The sequence below is a fragment of the Streptomyces sp. NPDC054757 genome, assembly GCF_053612185.1.
In genome coordinates, this window is sequence record NZ_JBSHBW010000014.1 from 133,217 (window position 1) to 155,325 (window position 22,109).

General features: G+C 71.5%; 19 protein-coding genes. 8 read left to right on the forward strand and 11 right to left on the reverse strand.

The genetic code is table 11. The features are described 5' to 3' along the window. Nucleotides 1-45 precede the first annotated feature (45 nt). Nucleotides 46-1,161 carry an acyl-CoA dehydrogenase family protein gene (locus ACWGKJ_RS18610; protein WP_385027800.1) on the reverse strand — a complete coding sequence of 372 codons (1,116 nt, stop codon included), beginning with the start codon at nt 1,159-1,161 and terminating at the stop codon, nt 46-48. Next, complete coding sequence (locus tag ACWGKJ_RS18615) at nt 1,158-2,792, reverse strand: FadD3 family acyl-CoA ligase (protein WP_385027797.1); 1,635 nt, start codon at nt 2,790-2,792, stop codon at nt 1,158-1,160. Before ACWGKJ_RS18615 ends, ACWGKJ_RS18610 begins: the two co-directional genes overlap by 4 nt. Nucleotides 2,793-2,900: 108 nt before the next feature. Between ACWGKJ_RS18615 and ACWGKJ_RS18620 the strand changes: the two genes are divergently transcribed. Beyond that, nucleotides 2,901-3,455 carry a flavin reductase family protein gene (locus tag ACWGKJ_RS18620; RefSeq protein WP_385027794.1) on the forward strand — a complete coding sequence of 185 codons (555 nt, stop codon included), beginning with the start codon at nt 2,901-2,903 and terminating at the stop codon, nt 3,453-3,455. Here ACWGKJ_RS18620 and ACWGKJ_RS18625 read toward each other — a convergent pair. Then, nucleotides 3,383-3,913: a PadR family transcriptional regulator gene (locus tag ACWGKJ_RS18625; RefSeq protein ID WP_385027868.1), complete on the reverse strand. Its 531-nt coding sequence runs from the start codon at nt 3,911-3,913 to the stop codon at nt 3,383-3,385. The genes ACWGKJ_RS18620 and ACWGKJ_RS18625 overlap by 73 nt on opposite strands. Before the next feature lie 223 nt (nt 3,914-4,136). On the opposite strand from ACWGKJ_RS18625, the gene ACWGKJ_RS18630 reads away from it, so the two are divergent. The 3 genes from ACWGKJ_RS18630 to ACWGKJ_RS18640 are packed head-to-tail and all read left to right on the forward strand — an operon-like array spanning nt 4,137 to nt 6,978. Next, nucleotides 4,137-5,264, forward strand: a complete 1,128-nt coding sequence (locus ACWGKJ_RS18630; RefSeq protein ID WP_385027791.1) for an LLM class flavin-dependent oxidoreductase — start codon at nt 4,137-4,139, stop codon at nt 5,262-5,264. Next, nucleotides 5,261-6,046 (forward strand): SDR family NAD(P)-dependent oxidoreductase, encoded by a 786-nt coding sequence (locus tag ACWGKJ_RS18635; protein ID WP_385027788.1) that lies wholly within the window; start codon nt 5,261-5,263, stop codon nt 6,044-6,046. Before ACWGKJ_RS18630 ends, ACWGKJ_RS18635 begins: the two co-directional genes overlap by 4 nt. Then, the gene (locus ACWGKJ_RS18640; protein WP_385027786.1) at nt 6,043-6,978 is read left to right on the forward strand and encodes an alpha/beta hydrolase; all 936 of its coding nucleotides are present in this window, start codon (nt 6,043-6,045) and stop codon (nt 6,976-6,978) included. The genes ACWGKJ_RS18635 and ACWGKJ_RS18640 overlap by 4 nt, the downstream gene beginning before the upstream one ends. A gap of 88 nt (nt 6,979-7,066) precedes the next feature. On the opposite strand, the gene ACWGKJ_RS18645 is transcribed toward ACWGKJ_RS18640, so the two are convergent. Together ACWGKJ_RS18645 and ACWGKJ_RS18650 are read right to left on the reverse strand one after the other, a co-directional pair. Next, a complete protein-coding gene (locus ACWGKJ_RS18645) occupies nt 7,067-7,282 on the reverse strand; it encodes a ferredoxin (RefSeq protein ID WP_385027782.1) in 216 nt (71 codons plus the stop codon). A 4-nt stretch (nt 7,283-7,286) separates the two neighbouring features. Next, nucleotides 7,287-8,477 carry a cytochrome P450 gene (locus tag ACWGKJ_RS18650; RefSeq protein ID WP_385027779.1) on the reverse strand — a complete coding sequence of 397 codons (1,191 nt, stop codon included), beginning with the start codon at nt 8,475-8,477 and terminating at the stop codon, nt 7,287-7,289. 113 nt (nt 8,478-8,590) lie between these two features. On the opposite strand from ACWGKJ_RS18650, the gene ACWGKJ_RS18655 reads away from it, so the two are divergent. Then, a complete protein-coding gene (locus tag ACWGKJ_RS18655; protein WP_385027776.1) occupies nt 8,591-9,193 on the forward strand; it encodes a TetR/AcrR family transcriptional regulator in 603 nt (200 codons plus the stop codon). Between the two features lie 118 nt (nt 9,194-9,311). Here the strand turns inward: ACWGKJ_RS18655 and ACWGKJ_RS18660 are convergent, their stop codons facing one another. The 3 genes from ACWGKJ_RS18660 to ACWGKJ_RS18670 all read right to left on the reverse strand — a co-directional run bounded on the left by ACWGKJ_RS18660 (nt 9,312) and on the right by ACWGKJ_RS18670 (nt 13,016). Continuing rightward, complete coding sequence (locus ACWGKJ_RS18660) at nt 9,312-10,499, reverse strand: S53 family peptidase (RefSeq protein ID WP_385027866.1); 1,188 nt, start codon at nt 10,497-10,499, stop codon at nt 9,312-9,314. A 688-nt stretch (nt 10,500-11,187) separates the two neighbouring features. Continuing rightward, nucleotides 11,188-12,147 carry a VOC family protein gene (locus ACWGKJ_RS18665; RefSeq protein WP_385027773.1) on the reverse strand — a complete coding sequence of 320 codons (960 nt, stop codon included), beginning with the start codon at nt 12,145-12,147 and terminating at the stop codon, nt 11,188-11,190. 104 nt (nt 12,148-12,251) lie between these two features. Then, nucleotides 12,252-13,016, reverse strand: coding sequence for an SDR family NAD(P)-dependent oxidoreductase (locus tag ACWGKJ_RS18670; protein WP_385027769.1), 765 nt, complete (start codon nt 13,014-13,016; stop codon nt 12,252-12,254). 122 nt (nt 13,017-13,138) lie between these two features. Here ACWGKJ_RS18670 and ACWGKJ_RS18675 point away from each other — a divergent pair, with 122 nt between their 5' ends. Beyond that, nucleotides 13,139-13,810 carry a TetR family transcriptional regulator gene (locus ACWGKJ_RS18675; RefSeq protein WP_385027766.1) on the forward strand — a complete coding sequence of 224 codons (672 nt, stop codon included), beginning with the start codon at nt 13,139-13,141 and terminating at the stop codon, nt 13,808-13,810. Nucleotides 13,811-13,949: 139 nt separating this feature from the next. Here ACWGKJ_RS18675 and ACWGKJ_RS18680 read toward each other — a convergent pair whose 3' ends face one another. The 3 genes from ACWGKJ_RS18680 to ACWGKJ_RS18690 all read right to left on the reverse strand — a co-directional run bounded on the left by ACWGKJ_RS18680 (nt 13,950) and on the right by ACWGKJ_RS18690 (nt 17,466). After that, nucleotides 13,950-14,810 (reverse strand): alpha/beta fold hydrolase, encoded by an 861-nt coding sequence (locus tag ACWGKJ_RS18680; RefSeq protein WP_385027863.1) that lies wholly within the window; start codon nt 14,808-14,810, stop codon nt 13,950-13,952. Between the two features lie 239 nt (nt 14,811-15,049). Beyond that, nucleotides 15,050-16,414 carry a rhodanese-like domain-containing protein gene (locus ACWGKJ_RS18685; protein WP_385027764.1) on the reverse strand — a complete coding sequence of 455 codons (1,365 nt, stop codon included), beginning with the start codon at nt 16,412-16,414 and terminating at the stop codon, nt 15,050-15,052. Nucleotides 16,415-16,602: 188 nt separating this feature from the next. Next, nucleotides 16,603-17,466 carry a rhodanese-like domain-containing protein gene (locus tag ACWGKJ_RS18690; RefSeq protein WP_385027761.1) on the reverse strand — a complete coding sequence of 288 codons (864 nt, stop codon included), beginning with the start codon at nt 17,464-17,466 and terminating at the stop codon, nt 16,603-16,605. Nucleotides 17,467-18,258: 792 nt separating this feature from the next. Between ACWGKJ_RS18690 and ACWGKJ_RS18695 the strand changes: the two genes are divergently transcribed. Then, on the forward strand, nt 18,259-20,436 hold the full coding sequence (locus ACWGKJ_RS18695) for an alpha-N-acetylglucosaminidase (RefSeq protein WP_385027758.1): 2,178 nt from the start codon (nt 18,259-18,261) through the stop codon (nt 20,434-20,436). 139 nt (nt 20,437-20,575) lie between these two features. Then, nucleotides 20,576-22,093 (forward strand): right-handed parallel beta-helix repeat-containing protein, encoded by a 1,518-nt coding sequence (locus ACWGKJ_RS18700; protein ID WP_453315768.1) that lies wholly within the window; start codon nt 20,576-20,578, stop codon nt 22,091-22,093. The last annotated feature ends 16 nt before the right edge of the window (nt 22,094-22,109 follow it).

The window sequence follows — 22,109 nt, forward strand, 5'->3', positions numbered from 1 at the left end:
ACGGCCGGCGCTGTACCCTCCGGCGGGCCGGCCGCCGCGCCGGTGTCAGCCGAGGCGCTCCGCACCGGCCCCGGGCGGCCCGGCCAGGGCACCCCGCGCTCCGGCCAGGGCCCCGGGCGGTCCGATCACCGCCTCGGCGATACGGTCGCGGTGCCCGGCCGGTGAGCCGAAGAGCCGGGCCGAGCCGTGGGCCCGTTTGAAGTAGCGGTGGGCGTCGTGCTCCCAGGTGATGCCGATTCCGCCGTGCAGCTGGATCATGTCCCCGGCCACCGCCGAGAATGCCTCGGAGCAGGCGGACTTGGCGACGGCCGCGTACCGCGACAGGTCGGCCGAGCCGTCCGCCGCGGCCCAGGAGGCCCCGAGTGCGGCGGAGCGCGCGGACTCGACCCGTACGAAGGCGTCGGCGAGCCGGTGCTTCACCGCCTGGAACGAGCCGATCGGCCGGCCGAACTGCACCCGGTCGCGCACATGGGCGACGGTCAGTTCGAGACAGCGCTCCGCTGCGCCGACCTGCTCCGCGGCCAGGGCCGTACAGGCCAGATCCCTGACATGGGCGAGGACCTGGTCGCCGTCGGCTGCGACGGGTCGGGCCTCGGCCCCGTCGAAGGTCAGCGTCGCCTGCGGCCGGGTCAGATCCATGGTGGTGTGCGTCTTCCGGGTGACACCGCCGGCGTCCGGCGGGACATGGAAGAGCGCGAGACCGGCCTCGGTACGGGCGACGGCCAGCAGTACATCGGCGTCGGCCCCGTCCAGGACGTGCTCCTTGACCCCGCTGATCCGCCAGCCGCCGGGGCCGCGTACGGCATGGGCCCGTACGGCTTCCGGCCGCCACGATCCGTTCTCCGCCCAGGCGAGAGCCCCGGTGCTCCCGCCGTCCACCAGCGCGGGCAGCAGCTCGGTGTCGCCCGCGGCCAGCAGCGCCTGGGTGACGAGGACGGCGGAGCCGAGATACGGGACCGGGGCCAGGGACCTTCCCAGCTCCTCCATGACCACATGGACCTCGACGGGGCCGCACCCCGCACCGCCGTACTCCTCGGGAACGGCCAGTCCCGCGGCCCCGATCTGGCGGGTCAGCGGCCCCCAGGCGGCGGCCCCTTCGTGCCGGGCCAGCAGCGACCGTACGGCCGTGCGCAGTTCCTGGTGCTCCTCGCCGAATCTCATCGGCTCTCTCCTTCCGGGTCGGCCTCTTGCGGGTTGGCCTCTTCCTGGCGGGCCCTCTCTTCGGCGCGCCGCAGCCGGGCCTTGAGGATCTTGCCGCTGGCGTTGCGCGGCAGCTCCGGGACGACATGGAAGCGGCGCGGGACCTTGAAGTTGGCGAGCCGTTCCCGGGTCCATGCGGTGAGTTCGGCCGGGTCGGGGCGCTGCCCGCCCTCGGTGACCAGATAGGCGACGCCGACCTCGCCGAGCCGTTCGTCGGGGGCGCCGACCACCGCGGCCTCGGTGATCAGGGGATGGCAGCGCAGGACGTTCTCGACCTCGGCGGGGTAGGCGTTGAAGCCGCCGACGACGTACATGTCCTTGAGCCGGTCGGTGATCGAGAGGTAGCCGCGTGCGTCCAGTACGCCGATGTCGCCGGTGTACAGCCAGCCGTCGCCGTCGATGACGCGGGCGGTGGCCCCCGGGTCGTCGAGGTATCCGCGCATGACCTGGGGGCCGCGTACGGCGATCTCCCCGGCGCGGCCCGGCGGCAGCGCGTCACCGGCCGGGCCGCCGGGGCCGACGATGCGGATCTCGGTTCCGGGGAGCGGCAGACCGACGGTGTGCGAGACGCTCCACGCGTCGGCGTCGACGGGGCAGACGGCGACGACCCCCATGCACTCGGTGAGCCCGTAGGCCGTGAACACGCCGGGTACGCCGAGCCGTTCGCGTATCTCGTCGACGAGTTCGACCGGTACGACGGAGGCCCCGGTGCCCGCCAGGCGCAGCGCTCCGAGGTCGTGGCCCGCGAGGCGCGGGTGGCGTACCAGGCCGTGGAAGACGGTCGGCGGGGCGAGCAGCACGCTGATGTGCTCCTCCGCGATCCGGCGCAGTACCCGGTCCACGTCGTAGACCGCCTCGGGGACCATGGCCGCGCCGCGCAGCAGGCAGGCGACGAAGCCGGCCTTGTATCCGAAGGTGTGGAAGAAGGGGTTGAGCAGCAGATAGCGGTCGCCCGGACGCAGGGTGACGGCCCGGGACCAGGCCCCGATACCGGCGAGCACCTGCCGGTGGGTGCTCATGACGCCCTTGGGGAGGCCGGTGGTGCCCGAGGTGTAGAGGATGTCGGCGAGGTCGTCCGGCGCGACGGCGGCGGCGCGGGCGGACCGGTGGGCCTCGGAGACCTGCCGGCCGCGTGCGAGACAGTCGTCCCAGCCCAGCGCGGGTCCGGTCGCCCCGCCCCGGAGTACGACGACGGTTTCGAGCGCGCCGAGGTCCTCTCCGGAGTCCCGCAGCATGGCGACGTAGTCGATACCGAGGAAGCCGCGTTCGGTGAGAAGGGTGCGGGCCCCGCTGCGGCGGATGATGTCGGCGGCCTCGGCCGCTTTGTAGCGGGTGTTGAGGGGCACGAGGACACCCCCGGCCGAGAGCGCGCCGAGGGCTGCGGTGATCCATGCGCGGCTGTTGGAGGCCCATAGCGCCACCCGGTCGCCCGGTTCCACGCCGAGGGCGATGACGGCTCGCGCCGCGGCGCGGACCGCCTCGTCCAGCTGTCCGAAGTCCCAGCGCACCTCTCCGTCGGCGAGGGCGTCGAGATCCCCGTGGGCGCGGGCCGCGAAGTCCGTCAGCTGCGCGAGGGTGGTGGGCGGTGGCACCTGGTCCGTGCTGATGATGACCCTCCCTACTTGACGTGCGGGCGTGGCCGGTATCCAATCACACGTGTTTCGGTTAGGCATACACCTAGTAGGAACATTGGAGGCAGCATGCCGACCCTCACACCCCACTCCACGCCGGGATTCGACGACTCCATGCGGGAGGTACTCAGCAGTTTCTGCACCGGGGTCGCGGTCATCACCGCGATCCAGAGCGACGGACGCCCCACCGGAATGGCCGTCCAGTCCTTCTCAGCGGTATCTCTGGATCCGCCGCTGATCTGCTTCTGCCCGGCCCTCACCTCGACGACCTGGCCGCACATCCGCGCGGCCGGCCGCTTCGCGGTGAACATCCTCGCCGCCGAACAGCAGCCGCTGTGCAGGCAGTTCGCGGTGACCGGCCAGGAGAAGTTCCGGGACGCGGGCTGGCGGCCCGGCGCCAACGGCGCACCGCTGCTGGACGGGGCGCTGGCCACCGTCGAGTGCGAGCTCGCGGACACCTTCCCCGGCGGCGACCATCTGATCGCGCTCGGCCGGGTCACCACGCTGGAGCGGCACGGCGAGGCCGGGCCGCTGCTGTACTTCCGGCGGGGCTACGGCCGCCTGCGCTCCAGCTCCTCCAGGTCGGCGAGCATCGAGTCGGCCAGATCGCGCTCCGAAGCGTAGTACCGCTCGGCCCACTTGAGGGTGAGGGTGGGGTAGGCCCACGCCTCCTCGTCCCGCGCCCCGGCGATGTCGACCTCGGCGCGCTGCCGCATCTTCTCCGCGTACTCGCGGTGGGTGCCGAGCACATCGCGCATCTGCCGGGCCTCCAGCAGGTGGCCGAGCCAGATCCGCAGCATGACGCCGTGCTTGAGCACGGGCGGCTCGACGGGCGCCTCGCGCGCCCATTCCCGTACGGCGTCCATCCCCTCGGCGGTGATCGCGTAGACCCGCTTGTCCCGGTTGCCGGTCTCCTGGGCGACCATCCGGGAGGTCACATAGCCGACCTTGTCCAGCCGCTTGAGCTCCCCGTAGATCTGCGAGAACGACGGGCTCCAGTAGAAGAACCGCAGCGACCAGTCCGACCACTTCTTCAGGTCGTAGCCGGACAGCTCCTCGCCGAAGGAGAGCAGCCCCAGCACGGCCCAGCTGGTCGCCGGGAGCGCCGGCCTGCCGGACCCGGCGCCCCGCTGTCCGCCCTGCTCGCCGCCCTGTTCGCTGCTCGTCCGCTTCTCCGCCACGCCCCGCAGTCTACGGTCCGGCCGCGTCCGGGCAGACCACGGCGGGCGGCCGGGGCCCCGCCCCTTCCGTCCTCCACCTATGCCTGATAGAAGTATTCCTAATCGAAATACTCGGAGGCATCCCATGAAGTTCTCCATGATCTTCGAGGCTCAGCTCTCGAACCCGACCCCGGAACGCGAACGCCAGGTCATCAACGACTGCGTCGAACAGGCCGTGTACGCCGAGGAGGTGGGCTTCGACCGGATCTGGGCCGTCGAGCACCACTCGCTCTCGCAGTACGCGCACATGAGCGCGTCCGAGATCTTCCTGACCTGGGTCGCCGCCCGGACCTCCCGGATCCGCATCGGCCACGGCGTCGTCACGATGCCCTTCGGGTACCAGCACCCGGTCCGGGTCGCCGAGCGCGCGGCCATGCTCGATGTGCTCTCCGGCGGACGCGTCGACATCGGCTCGGGGCGCGGCGCGACGAAGCAGGAGATGTCCATGTACGGGGTGCGCCCCGAGGACACCTATCCGCAGATGGAGGAGGCGCTGCGGATCTTCTCCGCCGCCTGGCGCGAGGAGCGCTTCGAGTGGCACGGCTCGATCGACATCGGCCCCGGCGCCATCCTGCCCCGCCCTGTGCAGGACCCGCATCCGCCCCTCTTCATGGCGTGCAGCAAGCACGACACCCTCAAGCTCGCCGCCGAACTGGGCATCGGCGCCCTGGTGATGGGCTTCGCGGGGGCCGACGACGTCCGTGCGATGCGTGCGGTGTACGACGAGGCCATCGCCGCCAGGAGCGGCGAGCGGTGTGTGTCGACCGAGGTCAACGACCACTTCTCGGCGCTCTGCCCGACGATCGTCCTCGACGACGCGGAGCGCGCGCTGCGCATCGGCACCCGGGGCCAGCGCTTCTTCGCCGAGTCCATCGCGCACTGGTACGGGAACTCGCCCGCCCCCACCGGGGACGACGAGGACGAGGACCATGTGGCGGTGCTGGCCCGCGAGCGTGACGAACTGGTCGCCAGGCTGCACGACGCCAACATCCCGGCCCGCCCGGTCGACACCGGCACCTACAACGCGGACCACGCCTACGGCACCGCGGACACCGCCATCGCCTATGTCGAGAAGCTGCGGCAGATCGGAGTGGACGAGGTGATGTGCCTGATCCAGATGGGCACGGTGCCGCAGGAGGCGTGCATGGAGACCATCCGCCAGTGGGGCGAGACGGTCATCCCGCACTTCCGGGCGCTGGACGGCGAGAAGTGACCGCCCGGGAGGCCGCGGACGCGGCAGCGGCGGCAGCGGACGCAGTACGGCTGGACGGCAAGGTGGCGCTGATCACCGGAGCCGGCCGCGGCCAGGGAGCCGTCGAGGCACGGCTGTTCGTCGCATCGGGCGCCCGGGTCGTGATCACCGATGTCCGGGAGGAGGAGGGCCGCGAGGTCGCCGCCGGTCTCGGCGGGGCCGCGGTCTTCGTCCCGCACGATGTGACGGACGCGGCGAGCTGGGAGACGGCGGTCGAGACGGCCGTACGGAGTTTCGGGCGGCTGGACATCCTCGTCAACAACGCCGCCCTGTGGCGTACCGCCCCGGTCGATGCCGAGACGCAGGAGAACTTCGAACTGCTGTTCCGCGTCAATCTGCTCGGGCCCTTCCTGGGCATCAAGGCCGCGCTCCCCGCCCTGAGGGACGCGGGAGGCGGATCCATCGTCAACATCTCGTCTACCGCGGGAATGGTGGGCATCGCGCAGCACGCGGCCTACGGGTCGAGCAAGTTCGGGCTGCGCGGGCTCAGCAAGCACGTCGCCCTGGATCTCGCGGCGGACGGCATCCGGGTCAACTCGGTGCATCCCGGGATGGTCGACACCCCGATGGTCGCGGGGGCGCTGGGCGAGGACGCCGGGCAGCGGGAGCACCCGCGGGTGCCACTGCGGCGCATGGGCAGACCGGACGAGATCGCCGAACTGGTCCGCTTCCTGGCGTCCGACGCCTCCTCCTACATCACCGGAGCAGAGTTCACCGTGGACGGGGGGCTGACCACCGGATGAGCCTCACCCCTGCCGCACGCCGCTTCGCCGACGCACTGGCCCACGGTTTCCCCGACCCGGTCGACGGCCCCCTGGACGTGGCCGCCCTGCGCGCCGCCTCATCGGCCGGACCGGCCCGCGGGCTCCCGGAGATCGCGCGGGTGGGCGACGCGTACGTACCGGGCCCAGCGGGCGCTTCACCCGTGCCCGTACGGATCTACGAACCCGATCCGCACCGTACGGACGGCGGCCGGCCGCTCATCGTCTTCTGCCACGGCGGCGGCTGGGTGATGTGTGGCCTGGACACCCATGACGGGCTCTGCCGTGAACTCGCCTCGCGCACCGGGGCGCTGGTGGTGTCGGCCGACTACCGCCGGGCGCCCGAGCACCGGTTCCCCTGCGCGCTGCTCGATGTCCACGCCGTCCTGGAGTGGGCAGCCGGGCGCGCCCGTGAGCTGCGCTGCGACCCGTCCCGGCTGATCGTCGCGGGCGACTCCAGCGGCGGCAACCTGGCGGCGGCGGCCGCCCTGATGGCCCGGGACTCCGACGGTCCGGCCATCGCGGCCCAGCTGCTGGTCTACCCGGTACTCGACCACCGTCTGGAGACCGCTTCGGCCACCGAGTACGCCACCGGATTCTTCCACACCACCGCCCATATGCGCTGGTACTGGCAGCAGTACCTCGGGCCGGACGGCGACGGCGCTGAGCCCTACGCGTCCCCGGTGCGCGCGGGCGACCTGGGCGGGCTGCCTCCCGCACTGCTGATACTGCCCGAGTGCGACCCGCTGCGGGACGAGGGCAGGGACTACGCGGAGCTGCTGCGCGAGGCGGGCGTCCCGGCCGAAGTGCGCGTGGAGCGGGGGATGTTCCACGGCTTCCTCGGCGGCGCCGGTGTCCTCCCGGAGGCGGACGCGGCGCTCGGCGCGGCGGCCCGGTGGCTGCTGGACGTGTGACGGGGCCGGACGGCCGCGCCGCCCCTCGCGGACGTACGCGAAGACGCGAAGACCGCGGAGGGGCGGCGCGCCGGACTCCCGCCCGTTCCTACGGGCGCGGGCCGATGGGTTTCTCCCCGTCGTGGACGGCGATGGCCATCGCCGGGCAGATGTCCGCGGCGTCCAGGGCCCGTTCGTCCTCCTCGATCTCGCTGCGGAGCGCACGGGCCCGGTCGTGGTCGAGGGCGAAGAGATCGGGGGCGGCTCCGGCGCACATCCCCGACGCCATGCACTGGTTGCGGTCCACCTCCACATGCCAGGTCATCGGCTCACCACCCCACCGGCATGACCCGGGGGCCGCGGACCAGCATCTCGCCCTTCCAGACGATGTCACCGGCCAGCCGGAGATCCGGGAAGCGGGCGGTGAGCGCGCCCAGTGCCTCCTGGAGTTCGAGCCGCGCCAGCGGGGCGCCCAGGCAGTGGTGGACGCCATGGCCGAAACCGAGGTGCTGGTTGGCCGCGCGTGAGAGGTCCAGCTTGCCAGGGGCCGAGAAGCGCAGGGCGTCCCGGTTGGCCGCGCCCACCGCCACCAGGACGGGAGAGCCGGCGCGGACCAGGGTCCCGCCGACCTCGATGTCCTCCTTGGCGTAGCGTGGCTGGCCCGCGCCGCTGCCCAGCGGTACGAAGCGGAGCAGTTCCTCCACCGCGCCGTCGATCAGGCCCGGCTCGGAGCCCAGCCGCTGCCACTCCCCCGGGTGGTCCAGCAGGGTATGGACGAAGTTGGGGATCTGGCTCGCGGTGGTCTCGTGCCCGGCGACCAGGATCCCGACGCAGAGGTCGACCAGTTCGAGTTCGGAGAGCCGGTCGCCGCCGTCCCTGGCCTCGATCAGGGCCGTCATCAGGTCGTCACGCGGATCGGCGCGGTGCTGGGCGATCAACCCGGCCATATAGGCGCGGAGTTCTTCACGGTTGGCGTCGAACTCCTCGGCCGTCAGCGAACTCGTCGAGAGCGCGGCGTCACTCCAGACCCGGAACTTGGGCCGGTCCTCCTCCGGCACACCCAGCATCCGGCAGATCACGGCGACCGGGATCGGCAGCGCGTACTCCTCGACCAGGTCGACCGGCGGTCCGGCGGCCTCCATCCGGTCCAGCAGCGAGGCGGTCAACTCCTTCACCTGGGGCCGGAGTTTCTCGACCTGACGGACGGTGAACGCCTTGGCGACCAGCGAGCGCAGCCGGGTGTGGTCCGGCGGGTCCATGCCCAGGATGCCGCTGTCCCTGCGGCCCTCGCCCTGACGGGGTTCGTCGTGCTTGTACCCCTCGGCCCGGCTGAAGCGCAGGTCACCGAGGACGAAGCGGGCCTCCTCGTAGCGGGTGACGAGCCAGGCCGGCTCGCCGTAGGCCATCCGGACCCGCAGCAGTCCCGGGCGGTTGCGTACCTGTTCGTACTCCTCGGCCAGGGCAAGCCCCTCGGCCGCGTTGAAGGGATAGGCGAGAGGTTCCGTGCTGGCTGTGGTCACGCTGCTCTCCTCTTTTGTAAGCACCTGCTTACAAACGCTAGATGCGCGACAGGGCACCGTCAACGGCGGTATACGGCCGTTATGCTGACGCCTCATCGAGGAGGAAACGGATCATGGGGGAACACCCGGCCGACGGACCTGCCGAGCGGCGCCGTGACGCCCGGGGCACCCGGCGACTGCTCCTCGACGCGGCGGCGAAGCTCTTCGCCGAGCGGGGATACGAGGCGGCGACGGTACGCGACATCGCCGCGCACGCGGGGGTCAACCAGGCTCTGCTGTTCCGCTACTTCGGCTCGAAGCAGGCGCTGCTCACCGAGGTGATGGCGTCCGGGGGCCAGGAGCAGGTGCGCACGACGGCGCCGGAGCGGCTGTTCGCCACCGCTCTGCGCGGGATGCTCACCGATGGCGGGAAGGAGACGGCCGATCTGCCGCTGGCCGTCTATCTGCGGTCCATCGGGGCCGGTGGCGAGGTGGGCGACATGGTCCGGGCCGTGGGCGACGCGTACTCGGCGGCACTGTCCACCCTGTCCGCAGAGGAGGACAGTCTCCTGCGCGCGGATCTGGCCATGGCGTGGCTGCTCGGGATCGGCCTGATGCGGGTCGTCGTGGCCAGGGAACCCCTGGCGAGCGCCGCTCCCGAGGAGATCTCCCGGCTGGTGCTCGGCGCGCTGGGGAGTCTGCTGGAGGACCTGCCGCCCGACGGGGCCGGGAGCTGAACGCTCCGGCGGCGGCGCCCTGAGGGGCGCTCTCGTCCGGCATCCCCCGGTGGGGCGTGCGGACAGCCTTGCGGGGCGGCCCCCAGGGGACCGCCCCGCAAGGAGGGAACAACGGATGTCAGCCGGTGAAGGCCGCGGTTCCGTTGGGGGTGCCGAGGCCGCTCGGGCCGTCGTAGCCGGCCTTGCCGGTGCACAGGTAGGACGAGCCACAGCTGCCGTTCGAGCCGCTGGTGACGTCATTGAGCGAACCGGTGTGCGCGTACGGGAACGACGCCGGGGTGGAGCCCGACGACGGGGTGCCCGCGAGTGCGTAGACCGCCGCGATCAGGGGCGACGACGCGCTGGTGCCGCCGAAGACCATCCAGCCGGTGCCGGGGCTGTACGAGTCGTACACGGCGACGCCGGTGTTGGGGTCGGCGACCGCGGACACATCGGCGACCGTGCGCTTGGCGCAGCCGGTGTCCTTCTGCCACGTGGGCTTGGCGTCATAGCCGGAGCAGCCCGAACCGGCGCCGCTCCACACCGTGTCCACCCATCCGCGCGTGGAGGAAGCGGTCTTGAGCGACGTACCGCCCACAGCGGTGACATAGCGCGACGACGCCGGGTACTCGGCGCCGTAGCCGTCGTCACCGGAGCTCACGGTGACGGCCACACCGGGGTGGTTGAAGTACTTGGTGTCGTACGAGCTGTCGGAGGAGGACTCGCCGCCGCCGTAGCTGTTGGAGACGTACTTGGCGCCGAGCTTGACGGCCGTGTTGACCGCGGTGCCCAGGTTGGCCATCGTCGGTGACGTGGCCTCCACCAGGAGGATGTGGCAGTTGGGGCAGGCCGCGCTGACCATGTCGAGGTCGAGGGATATCTCCTCGGCCCAGCCGCCGTCGGCCGAAGGCAGGCTGGAGGTGCCGGACTGGCCGACCTTCTTGAAGCAGCCGTTGGCCGTGGTGCACGCCGAAAGCCCGTACTGCTTACGGTAGGTCGCCAGGTCGGACTCGGCCTTCGGGTCGTCGTACGCGTCGACGATCGCCACGGTCGCACCCGAACCCGCCGATGCGGACGGGAGTTTGTACGCCGCCTGGAGCGAGGACGGGCCGAGGCCCGACGGCGCCGCGGCCGCGGTCAGGTTGCGCTCGGCGTTCGCCGACGCGGGGGTGCCGGACGTGACATGGAGTGCGTTGCACGCCATGTAGTCCTTCTTCGTCGGCTGCGCACACGAGCGGGCGACCTTGACGCCATGGGCGGATGAGCCCGAAGAGGCGGGCGCCGCCTGGCCGATGGGTGCGGCCAGCGCGAGCGCGGCGGCGGCCATACCGGCCACCGCCGTGAGGGAAAGGGATCTGCGCAACAACTTTCTGCCTCCGTCTTGTGGGGGAACGAGGAGCTGTGCGGGTGCCTTTGCTGCCCCGGCCTGCGGGGTACGCGGCGAGGCGGCCACAACCTACGTTCGCCAGGAACACGTCAACAAGATGACCGGGGGCGTCTGTACCCGCGTTTTACTCTCGGGGGCAGCCGATGGGTGTCCCATGGCCAAAGGCTTGCCTGCTGGGGAGAGTGAGCAGAGGCGATACGGGGGTGGCACCGAACGGCGCTTGAGCGCAGGGGTGTTGGGGATGCGGTGACGGACCGGCCCGGCTCCTCCCACGGGCGCCGCCGGTCAGCCCGCCCCGCTCGAACGGGATCTGCGCAGAACGGCGGGGCCCTTCTGCCGTGGATCGCGGGCTGCCTCTTACGGGTGGGCGACTGCCGGTTGGCGACTGCGGATTGGCGACTGCCGGTTGGCGACTGCCGGTACCCGACCTGACAGCACGTGCCCGCAGGAGCCGGGAACGCCTACGGGGTCGGTCCCGGCGCGCCGGCCGGCCCGGTGCAGCGTTCGGCCACAGCATGGCGTTCCGTCACGGCGTGATGTTCAGGCACAGCGGGCTGACGTCCGGTCACGGCGTGGCGCCCAGCCTCCGCGTAACGCCCAGCCCCTGCTCAGCCCCCACCGGTCTCCCCTACTCGGCCGGCCCCGGCGAGAGCCGGGCCCCCACGTCACCGGGATGCAGCGGGGTCACGGTGAACAGACCGCCGTCCGGGTCGCACAGTGTCGCCTCCATACCGGAGGGCGTCGAGTGGCGGGCGACCACGGTGCCGCCGTGCGCGAGCGCCGCCGCTACACAGACCGAGACGTCGGGCACCGGGAAGTGCACCTGCCAGTGCGGCCGGATCGCCGGATCGCGAGCCGCCTCCAGCGCGCCGGAGCTGAGGCGGGCGACCACGTGACCCCCACTGCGCAGGACCACCTCGTCCTCCTCGTACTCGACCTCGCAGCTGCCCGGGAGCCCGGTGGCCCAGTCGAGCACTCCCCCGTAGAAGATCGCCGCGTCGAAGGCGTCACGGGTACGCAGCCGCAGCCAGGCGGGGGTGCTGTCGCGCCACGCCTCCCAGCCGGAGAGGAGCTGTCCCTCCCAGATCCCGAAGACCGCGCCTTCCCGGTCGGCGGCCAGCGCTCCGCGCCCCGAGACGAGGGAGACCGGTCCGATGGCCACCGTGCCGCTGCGCTCCCTGATCCGGGCGGCTGCCACGTCCACGTCGGAGACGGCGAAGAACGGGGTCCAGGCGACGGCGACCTGGAGGGTGGGCGCGAGCGCACCGATACCGGCGACCGGGGATCCGTCCAGAAGGGCGACGCTGAACTCCTCGCCGAGCTTCGCCGGCCGGAACCGCCAGGACATGACGGCGCCGTAGAAGTCCTGGGCCGCCACCAGATCCCGTGCGGTCAGGTTGACCCAACAGGGGGCCCCGGAGACCGCGTCGCTCCATTCCACGCCTGCGGCATCCACCGGGATCTCCTCCTCGTCCGCCGGGAACCGTCCGGTTCCGCCGCCCCACGCCCGCCGCGTGTCGGGGCGGCGCTGCGCTGAGGGGCCGGGCGCCGCCGACGGCGCCTCGTCCGGTGCTTCCAGTCTGCCCATACCGGACAGCCACCGCTCGTCGGCCGCTCGTCGGCCGCCCGGCGGAGAGGCTCCGTCGGGCGGCCGGCTGGGCGGTGGCTGCCCCGGCCGCCGGATGGCACGGCTCAGGCGTGCGTACCGCCGTCGATACGGAGCTCGGTGCCCGTCACGAACGCGCCGTCGTCGGACGCGAGCATGGCGATCACACCCGCCACCGTCTCCGGCCCGGCGAAGCCCTGGCCGATGGCCGGGGAGAGCTTCGCGAGCAGGCTGAGGTCGGCGTCCGCGGGCAGGCCCGGGTCGCTGGTCATGCCCGAGGCGATGGAGCCCGGCGCGACACAGACCGCCCGCAGCCCCTGCTTGGCGTACTCGATGGCTATGGCGTGGGTGAAGGACTGGATACCGCCCTTGGTCGCCGCGTAGGCCGCCATGTACGGGTGGGCGAAGCTCGCGGACGTGGAGCTGAAGTTGACCACCACGCCCTTGCCGTCCGCCAGCAGCGCGGGCAGCGCCTCGCGGGTGACCAGGAAGGTGCCGGTCAGGTTCACCGCGAGCATCCTGTTCCAGAACTCCAGGCTCGTGTCCGCGGTGTGCGAGGACCGCAGAATGCCCGCCGCGTTGACCAGCGCGTCCAGGCCGCCCAGATCACTGATGGCGCCGCCGATGGCCGAGCGCACCGACGCCTCGTCCGAGATGTCGGCCACGACCGTGGTGAGCCGGCTCTCGGTCCCTGCCGCGCGCGCCTGCTCGCGGGTGGTGTCGAGGCCCGCCTCGACGATGTCGGCGGCGACGACGGTGCCGCCCTCGGCGAGGATGCGGGCCACAGTGGCCTGCCCGATGCCCGAGCCACCACCGGTGACCAGTACGCGGCGTCCGTCAAAGCGGTTCATTGTTCCTGTCTCCGTTCCGGGCTCGCCTTCGAACCCTTCTTCTGCACGGTACGCCTTTATGGCACGTTGTGCCAGAAAGGCAGATCGAGCAGGACAGCGGCACCGGGACATACCCTTGGGGCATGCCAGACACGCCCCGGACAGCCACCGGCCGGCCCTCGCTCACCGAGCGCCGCAAGGCGGCGACCCAGCTGGAGATCGCCCGCACCGCCGCCGCCCTCTTCGCCGAACGGGGCGCCGACGGCACCACAGCCGAGGACATCGCCCGCGCATCGGGCATCGCGCTGCGCACCTTCTACCGGTACTTCCGGACGAAGGAGGACGCGGTCGCCCCCCTGCTCTCCAGCGGCGTGCGGCAGTGGATCGCCGATCTGCGCGACACCCCGGGCGACCTGCCCGCACCCCTGGCGCTCGAACGCGCCACGCTGCGCGCGCTCACCCCCACCGACGAGGCCGAGACCCAGGCGCTGCACTGGACCCGGGGGCTGATCCGCGCGATGGACACCCATCCGGGCCTGCTCTCCGTCTGGCTCCGGGTGACCCACGACGCCGAGGAGGAACTCACCCCGGTGCTCGCCGCGTTGGCGGGCGGTGGGGCGGACCCGCTGGAGATCAGGCTGGCCTCCGCCGCCGCCAACACCGCGATGCGTGTCGCCGTCGAGGTCTGGGCCGCGTCGGACGCACCGGACCACGGCCCCGGCGGCCCGGCCGAGCTCGCGGCCCGTTGTGTCCACGGGCTGACCGTCGGCCTGCGGCTGTGGGACGGCCCCGCCACGGCGGCGCCCACGGACTGACCGGAGCTGGTGCAGCCGTCCCCGCGTCCGACGGATGCCCCGGTGAGCGGCTCAGGGGCTGCCCGGCGGATCGTGCCGCAGTCGCGGGGTCCGGCCCGCCCAGGCCCGATCGGGAGCAGCTGACAGACCGGTCGAAGCCCTACGAGCCCACTGCGCGTTGCACGAATCGCCGAAGGTGTGCACGCACGACGTCGGGCTGCTCCAACCAGGGCTCGTGCCCAGCGCCCTCGATCCGCGTCAGCGGAAGACCGAGCCGGAGCGCGAGTGATTCCAGAGCCGATACGGGGCGGGGATCGTCGGCGCCACCGACAAGCTCCGCCCGCGCGGGCAGGCACGCGCGCAGCTCGGCAAGATGCTCATCGAGCGGGTCCGCGCGCCCTGCCTTGCCGAGATCACCGTTCATGGCCCAGTTGACGGGGCGACGCCGCCGGGCACCCTGCGCGGCCCAGCGCCACCCCCGTTCGGCATCGGCGTGATCGGTGAACCAGGCCAGCGTGAGCAGCTCGACTTCCTGCTCCTCCGTGCGGTGCGGCAGTTCCTCCAGTTCGCGGAGCCGTACCTGCTGAGCTGCGGACATGCGGCGGTCTCGCTCCGCTCTGTCCTCCGTGCGCCAATCGCCGACGAACGGCCCGCACATCAGCAGCATCGCGGCAACCCGGTCCGGGTGCGCCAGGCAGAACCGACTCGCCAGGTCAGTTCCGTAGGAGTGCCCGATGAGCACAGCCCTGGGCACGTCCCATGCGTCGAGCAGCTCCACGAGATCGTTGACATGCCGGGCGAAGGAATGGCGGCCCCGCCACCGGGAGTGGCCCGTGCCGCGCTGGTCGTACCGGTACACGGGCGCGAGGTCCGCGACCATGGGGGCGACTTGGCTCAAATAGTCCGGTAGACCCGGCCCGCCGTGGAGCATGACCACGGCGGGCCGCCGAGTCATGTCCCCCAGCGCCCTCCAACTCAACTGCGCCTCGTCGGTCATCGACGCGAGGCCCTGCGTCTCCATCAAGGTCACTGCGGAGAATCTACTGCCGCCGCTGAGGCCCCGCCAAGGGTTGAAGAACAAGCTGAGAAGTCGCTCCAGTTGGCGGGTCAGCGGTATTTGATCAGAAAGGTGGCTGGGCGGTGAAGGCGGTGGTGAGGACAGCTTGGGGCAGGTGGGCAGGCATGTTCGGGCCGAGGTGGTCAGCGTGGTGAGGGGAGAGGAACAACACGTGCCTTCTTCTGTGCAGGTGGAGCAGGACATCAGGGCCGGGTGACGCTCAGGCCCGTGTCGGCGGCGGCCTCGAAGCCGTCGTCTACGGCGGTGACCTTTCGTCCGGTCGCGTCCAGAAGGGAAGCGGCGGTCGCCGCCCGCATACCGCCGGCGCAGTGCACCCACACCATGCCGTCGGGTATCTCGCCGACCCGACCGTGCAGCTCGTGGAGCGGAATGTGCACGGAGCTCTCGATGAAGCCGTTCGCACGTTCGGAATCCCGGCGCACATCCAGTACCACCACGTCCTCGCCCCGCTTGCGTGCATCGGCGAGGTCGGCGAAGCGGGCGCGAGGGAAGGAAGCGAGCTGTTCCCCCTCACGAATCCAGGTGACCGGATCTCCGGTGCTGGCGGCGGCCGGGCGGTCGATGCCGACCCGGGTCAACTCCCGCTGCGCGTCGGCAATCTGCGCCGGGGTGTCGCCGAGCAGGGTGACCGGCTTGCCCCACGGGATCAGCCAGGCCAGATGGGTGGCCAGCTTGCCGGTGCCCTCGAAGTTGAACGATCCGGCCACATGGCCGTCGGCGAAGGCGACCCGGCTGCGCAGGTCCACCACCCACTCCCCCGCCGCCAGCCGCCCGGCGATCTGTGCGGCGTCGGCGGGCTCGGGCGGGGTCAGGTCGACCGGCGCGGGGCCGGCGGCGTTGGCCGGACCCATGTGCGCGTAGTAGGCGGGTACGTCTTCCAGGCCAGCCAGGACCCGCTTCACGAAGGAGTCCACATCCAGGGTGAGAGCGTCGTTGCTGGTGCGTTCCTTGCCGATCGTGGTCGCATCGCCCTCGGCCTGCGAGGAGGAACAGAAGCTGCCGAAGCCGTGCGTGGGCAGCACGGGCACCTGGTCGTCGAGCGTTGCCGCCAGCCGGTGGGCGGAGGCGTGCTGCGCGCGGGCCAGGCGTTCGGTCAGCCGTGGGTCCACCAGGTCCGGACGCCCCACGGTGCCGATCAGCAGCGAGCCGCCAGTGAAGACCGCCACCGCGCGTCCCCCCTCCTCCAGTGCGTACGAGGTGTGGTGCGGGGTGTGGCCCGGGGTGGCTATCGCACGCAGCACCAGGTGTTCGTCCACATCGAACGTGTCGCCGTCCGTGACGGGAGTGCGCGGGAAGGAGACGTGGGCGTCGGCCGGGACCAGGTAGCGGGCGCCGGTGAGGCGTGCCAGTTCCAGACCGCCGGTGATGTAGTCGTTGTGCACGTGCGTCTCCGCCACGCAGGCGATGCGCACCCCCCGCCGGGCGGCAGCGGCGATCACCTGGTCGACGTCACGGGGCGGATCGACCACGACCGCTGCTCTCGGACCGCCGGCCAGGTAACTGCGGTTGCCCAGCCCCTCGAACTCCAGGGTGTCGACAGAAAACACGCTATGGTTCCTTTCTGAAATTCCGCACCCGCTGCAATTCCCGTTTCGGGAAATCGCCGCCCACCGCATGAACGAGCCCCGACTCAAATGGCGGTAGGGAACTCCCGAAGGGTGCGGGGCGGGTGGCGTACCCGGCCGGCCTCACGCCGGCGGACGTATGCGGCGGTTATCCGCCGGTTCTGCTTTCGTCAGACCTTATGTACCGCAGCTCCGGCACGGTTGCCGTTGTTCGCCGAGCCCCCGCGGTCGGGGAGGGCAACCGGCAAACCAGCCGCTTCCCATGCCTCAAGGCCGCCTGTCACGCTGTAGACGGAGGAGCGGCCCCCTTGGATCGCCCGCGCGCCGCCCTGCATGCTGCGATTTCCCGTGCGGCAAATGAAGGCCAGGGGGCCGTCAGGCACATCCGACAGCGAGGCCGGAAATGTACTGAGCGCGGCGTGGACGGCGCCCGTCGGGTGACCCGCCGCCCATTCATCGTCCTCGCGGACATCGACCAGCGTGAGCTCCCCGTCCACAACGCGGCGACGCGCCTCCACCGGAGACAGGCCGACGGGCGTGTGACCATCTCCGGAACCCGGCCTCTGCGCAGGCAGGACCGTCCGGATCGCCTCGTAGTTCGAGGCATGGGCGACGGCTATCCGCTGTCCCAGCATCGGGCAGACGTTCATCGCCTCTTCCCAGTGAGCGGTGGACTCCCATTCCGCCACATTGACGAGAGAGAATTCGCTCCCTGGAACGATCGTGCGGAACATGTACGTCCGAATGAAACCGGGTTGAGCTGCCATCACGTTCGCAGCATCCTGCCAGGCGTCGAGATACGAGCTTTCCTTCTCCTCGTCGATCTCAATCGGAATGATCACAACATGGCGATTTTCCATCCGCAACCCCATCTGTCCTGTAAGGGAATCGTGAACCAGCGCTTTCTGGACGCAGTCTGCGCGCACATGCCTTTGGGTGGCAAATAGCCTTGCTGAAATCGCAAATCGGTCGGTGCGGTCCGATACGGCGTCCGCGGATCGGGTGGCCACCACTGGCGCAGCCGAGGCGGACACGTCTCACAGCGGACGCAGACGTGTCCGCGATCAGCGCCGGCGGGCGTGGAGCTGTCCGCCGCTGGTGGAGAACAGGGCCAGGATTTCGGCTGCCGCGTCGCGACCGGAGCCGTTCAGTGCGTGGGGTATGCGGGTGTCGAATTTTCCACCGCGGGTGAGAGGGACGAAGGTGGTGCCGTTGTTGCGGATCGGTTTGACGTGGACGCGGGGCCACCGGTGGGCGGGGCCAGGACGACCCGGCAGACGTGGGCCGGCGGCAGCAGGAGGTCCAGGTCACTCGGCCACCACTGCCCGGCGTCCACCATCGCCCGATGACCTCGCGGGTCTGGACCGAGGTCAGCACGGCGGCGCCCCGGCCAGGCCCCGGCGAAGCCGGACGAAGTCGACCTGCCGTTGACTGGGTCCTCCGTACAGGGCTACTTGACCACGACGGTGTTCCGGCGCGGGTGACAGGTCGACCAGCGTCCGCACCGGCCCGTCCGTACACGACAATCCGTCCGGAGATGTGACGCCTTCTCGGACCCGTCCCGCAGGACACCCTGATACACCGAACTCACGACCACAGCCTTCGCCCTGACTCCTCTGGCTCTGTGACGGAGGTACGGATCAGCCGGAGGCCACGACTACGGCCACGTCCACGACCGCGACCACGTCCGGTGACTGCAGAAGCCCTCACCTGGTTCGAGCCGCGTTCGATCGCGGACCGTAACGACAAGCTAAGATCCCCGGCCAGTGATCCGGTCCGTCACACCCGCCATAAGTCCGCCACACCCGCCATAAGGGAGTCGCCCCATGGACATCGGCCGACGCACGGTCTTCACCGCTCTCGGCGCCGCCGCCGCTCTCGGCGCCGGCCCCGGCAGCGCATCGGCGACGCAGCGCCCCGCGGCTGCCCGGGCGCTGGCACGGCTCCTCCCCCGCCACTGCGACCAGTTCTCCTTCCGCACCGTGCCGGCCAGGGACGGCGCTGACGCCTTCCGGGTGTCCGGGACGGCCGGCCGGATCGTGGTCGAGGGCAACACCCCGGCCGTACAGCTCACCGGCGTGCACCACTACCTGAGATCGGCGGCGCACGCCCACTTCTCCTGGAACGGTGAGCAGACCGCCCTCCCCCTCCGGCTGCCCGGCCTGCGGACCCCGCTCGTCAAGTCCGCCAACGTCGCGCACCGGTTCGTCCTCAACGACACCAACGACGGCTACACAGGCCCGTACAGCGGCTGGGACTACTGGGAGCACGAACTCGACGTGCTGGCCCTGAACGGCTACAACGAGGTCCTCGTCTACGCCGGTGCGGACACCGTCTACCACCGCACCTTCCAGGAGTTCGGGTACGGCGACGCCGAGCTGCGGGCGTGGATACCGGGCCCCGCGCACCAGCCGTGGTGGCTGCTGCAGAACATGTCGGGCTTCGGCGGGCCGGTCTCCCAGCAGCTTCTGGACCGGCGGGTGCGCCTCGCGCAGCGGATCGTCGGACGGGTGCGCGAACTGGGCATGACCCCGGTGCTCCCCGGCTACTTCGGTACGGTGCCGCCCGGCTTCGCCGACCGCAATCCGGGCGCCCATGTGGTGCCGCAGGGAGCCTGGACCGGTTTCACCCGGCCCGACTGGCTGGATCCGCGCACCGCGGTCTTCGGACGCGTCGCCGAGACCTTCTACCGGATCCAGCGCGCCCTTCTCGGGGACTCGGACATGTACAAGGTCGACCTGCTGCACGAGGGCGGAGACCCCGGGGACGTACCCGTCGGCGAGGCCGCGAAGGCCGTGGAGAAGGCCCTGCGGACCGCGCGTCCCGGGGCCGTCTGGAACGTACTGGGCTGGCAGACCAACCCCCGCCGCGAGATCATCGAGGCCGTCGACCGGTCGAAGATGTTCATCGTGGACGGCCTCTCGGACCGCTACCCGACCGTGACCGACCGCGAGCAGGACTGGGCCGGGACGCCGTACGCCTTCGGTTCGATCTGGAACTTCGGCGGGCACACCACGATAGGGGCCAACACCCCCGACTGGGTCGCTCTGTACGAGCAGTGGCGGACGAAGCAGGGCAGCGCGCTGAGCGGCATCGCGCTGATGCCGGAAGGCGCGGACAACAATCCGGCGGCCTTCGCGCTCTTCAGCGATCTGCCCTGGAGCGACGGACCGGTCTCCCTGGCCGCCTGGTTCGACCGGTGGTCGGCCGAGCGGTACGGGGCGCCCGACCGGCACGCGCGGGCGGCCTGGGACATCCTGCGCCGCACCGCGTACGGGACGACCCGCGAGGACAGTTGGAGCGAGGCACCGGACGGGCTCTTCGGCGCCCGCCCCTCGCTGACCGCACGGAGCGGCGCGGCCTGGTCGCCGGGCGGCCTGCGCTACGACACGGCCGAGTTCGCCCGCGCCCTGCCCGAACTCCTCGCCGTACCAGCCGCGTTGCGGCGCAGCAGCGCCTACCGTTACGACCTGCTGGACGTCACCCGCCAGACCGTCTCCCACCACAGCCGCACCCTGCTCCCCCGGATCAAGGCGGCGTACGACGGCGCGGACCTGACGGCGTTCCGGCGGCTCACCGCCGAGTGGTTCGAGTGGATGGGGCTGCTGGAGGAGACCGTCGCCACGGACCGCCGGTTCCTGCTGGGGCGCTGGATCGCCGACGCCAGGTCCTGGGGCGCGGGCAGCGCGGAGAAGGACCGGCTGGAGCAGGACGCGGTGTCGCTCCTCACCGTCTGGGGCGGTCGCGCCGCCGCGGACGACGGCGGGCTGCGCGACTACGCGAACCGTGAGTGGTCCGGTCTTGTCGGCGGTCTCTACACGCTCCGCTGGAAGACCTACTTCCAGGAGCGGGGCTCCGCACTCGCCGGGAACCGCGCGCCCCGGGACATCGACTGGTACGCCGTCGAGGAAGGCTGGATCCGCGACCACCCCCCGTATCGCACGGAACCGGCCGGCGACATCGTACGGATCGCCCGCAGGGTCGCCGGAGCCGACCGCGGCTGAGATGCCCCTCGGGCGGTACCAGCGGCCGGCACCTTCGCCGGGTGCCGCCCGACGGGCACCAGGCGCCGGGACGGAGGTCCAAGTGCCCTCCACTTCTGTCCATGGCCGGGGCACCGGGGCTCCGGATACCGTCCCGGCCATGTTCAGAGAACTGCTGCGGACCAAGGCCGTACTGACCGCGCTCGCGGCCGCCGTCGCCGGTCTGGCACCGACCGCCGCTGCCGCCGCCCAGCCCCGCACGGGCACCACTTACTACGTGGACTGCCGCGGCGGCAGCGACAGTTCGCCGGGCACCAGCGCGGCCCGCGCCTGGCACAGCCTCGCCAAAGCCTCACGGGCCTACGCCCCGGGCGACCGGCTGCTGCTGCGGCGCGGGCGCGGCTGTACGGGGACGCTCGCCCCCACCGGTTCGGGCACGGCCACCGACCCCATCCGGCTCGGCGCCTACGGCAGCGGGGCCAAACCGCACATCGAGGGGGCGGGCGCCCGCGCCGCCGTCCTGCTGCGCGACTCCGAGGGCTGGGAGATCCGCGACCTCGACCTCTCCGACACGGGCCCGGCCACCACGACGGACCGCCGGGCCGGACTGCTCGTCCTGCTGCGGGACTTCGGCACCGGCCACCACTACGTCGTCGACGGCGTGGACGTCCATGATGTCAACGGCTCCGACAGCAAGGACCCGGACCCCAGCGGCGGCATCCTCTTCGTGGTGCAGGGGTCCGCCGTGCCGACCCGCTTCGACGGCGTACGGATCACGCGCTCCACCGTCAGGCACACGGACCGCACCGGCATCGGCACGGCCTCGACCTGGAGCCACCGGGCCGCGAACCCCGACGGAACAGGCAGCAGCTGGGAGGCCATCACCGGCCTGGTCATCGACCGGAACAAGGTCTCGGACGCGGGCGGGGACGGCATCGTCGTACAGAACGCACGCGGTGCGCTGGTCGAGCACAACCGCGTGGACGGCTTCAACATGCGCTCCGCCGCCTACAACGCCGGTGTGTGGGCCTGGAATTCGGATGACGTGCTCTACCAGTACAACGAGGTGAGCGGGGGGCACGGAACGCGGGACTCCATGGCGTACGACATCGACGGCGCCAACACCCGGAACGTCTACCGCTACAACTACAGCCATGACAACGAGGGCGGCTTCCTGCTGATCTGCAACGGGGCGACCACCACCACGGACGGCAACCGGGTGCACGACAACATCAGCATCAACGACCGCAACACCTCGGCCCCCTACGGGGTGATCTCGGTGGTCTGCGGCAGCACCACGGACACCCGCGTCTACCGCAACACCGTCGTCACCGACCGGCCGGGCACCGCGCTGATCTCCAACAACGGCCAGACCGGGACAGTCTTCTCGGACAATGTCCTCGTCGGAGCCGTGGGCGGTTCACCGGTCACCGACACCCTCAGCACCTACTCGGGCAACCTGTACTGGAACACCGCCCAGCCCCGGGACCACGCGGCCGTCGACGCCGACCCGCTGCTGCGCTCCGCACACCCCACGGCGCCGGACGGTGTCAGGCTGCGTGCCGGTTCGCCCGCGCGCGGCGCGGGCGCCCCGGTGGACGACGGCACGCTCACCGACTACTTCGGGCAGCGGATCCCGGCCCGCCCCAACCTGGGCGCGGACCAGGGGCGGCGGTAATTCGGGGGCGGGACCG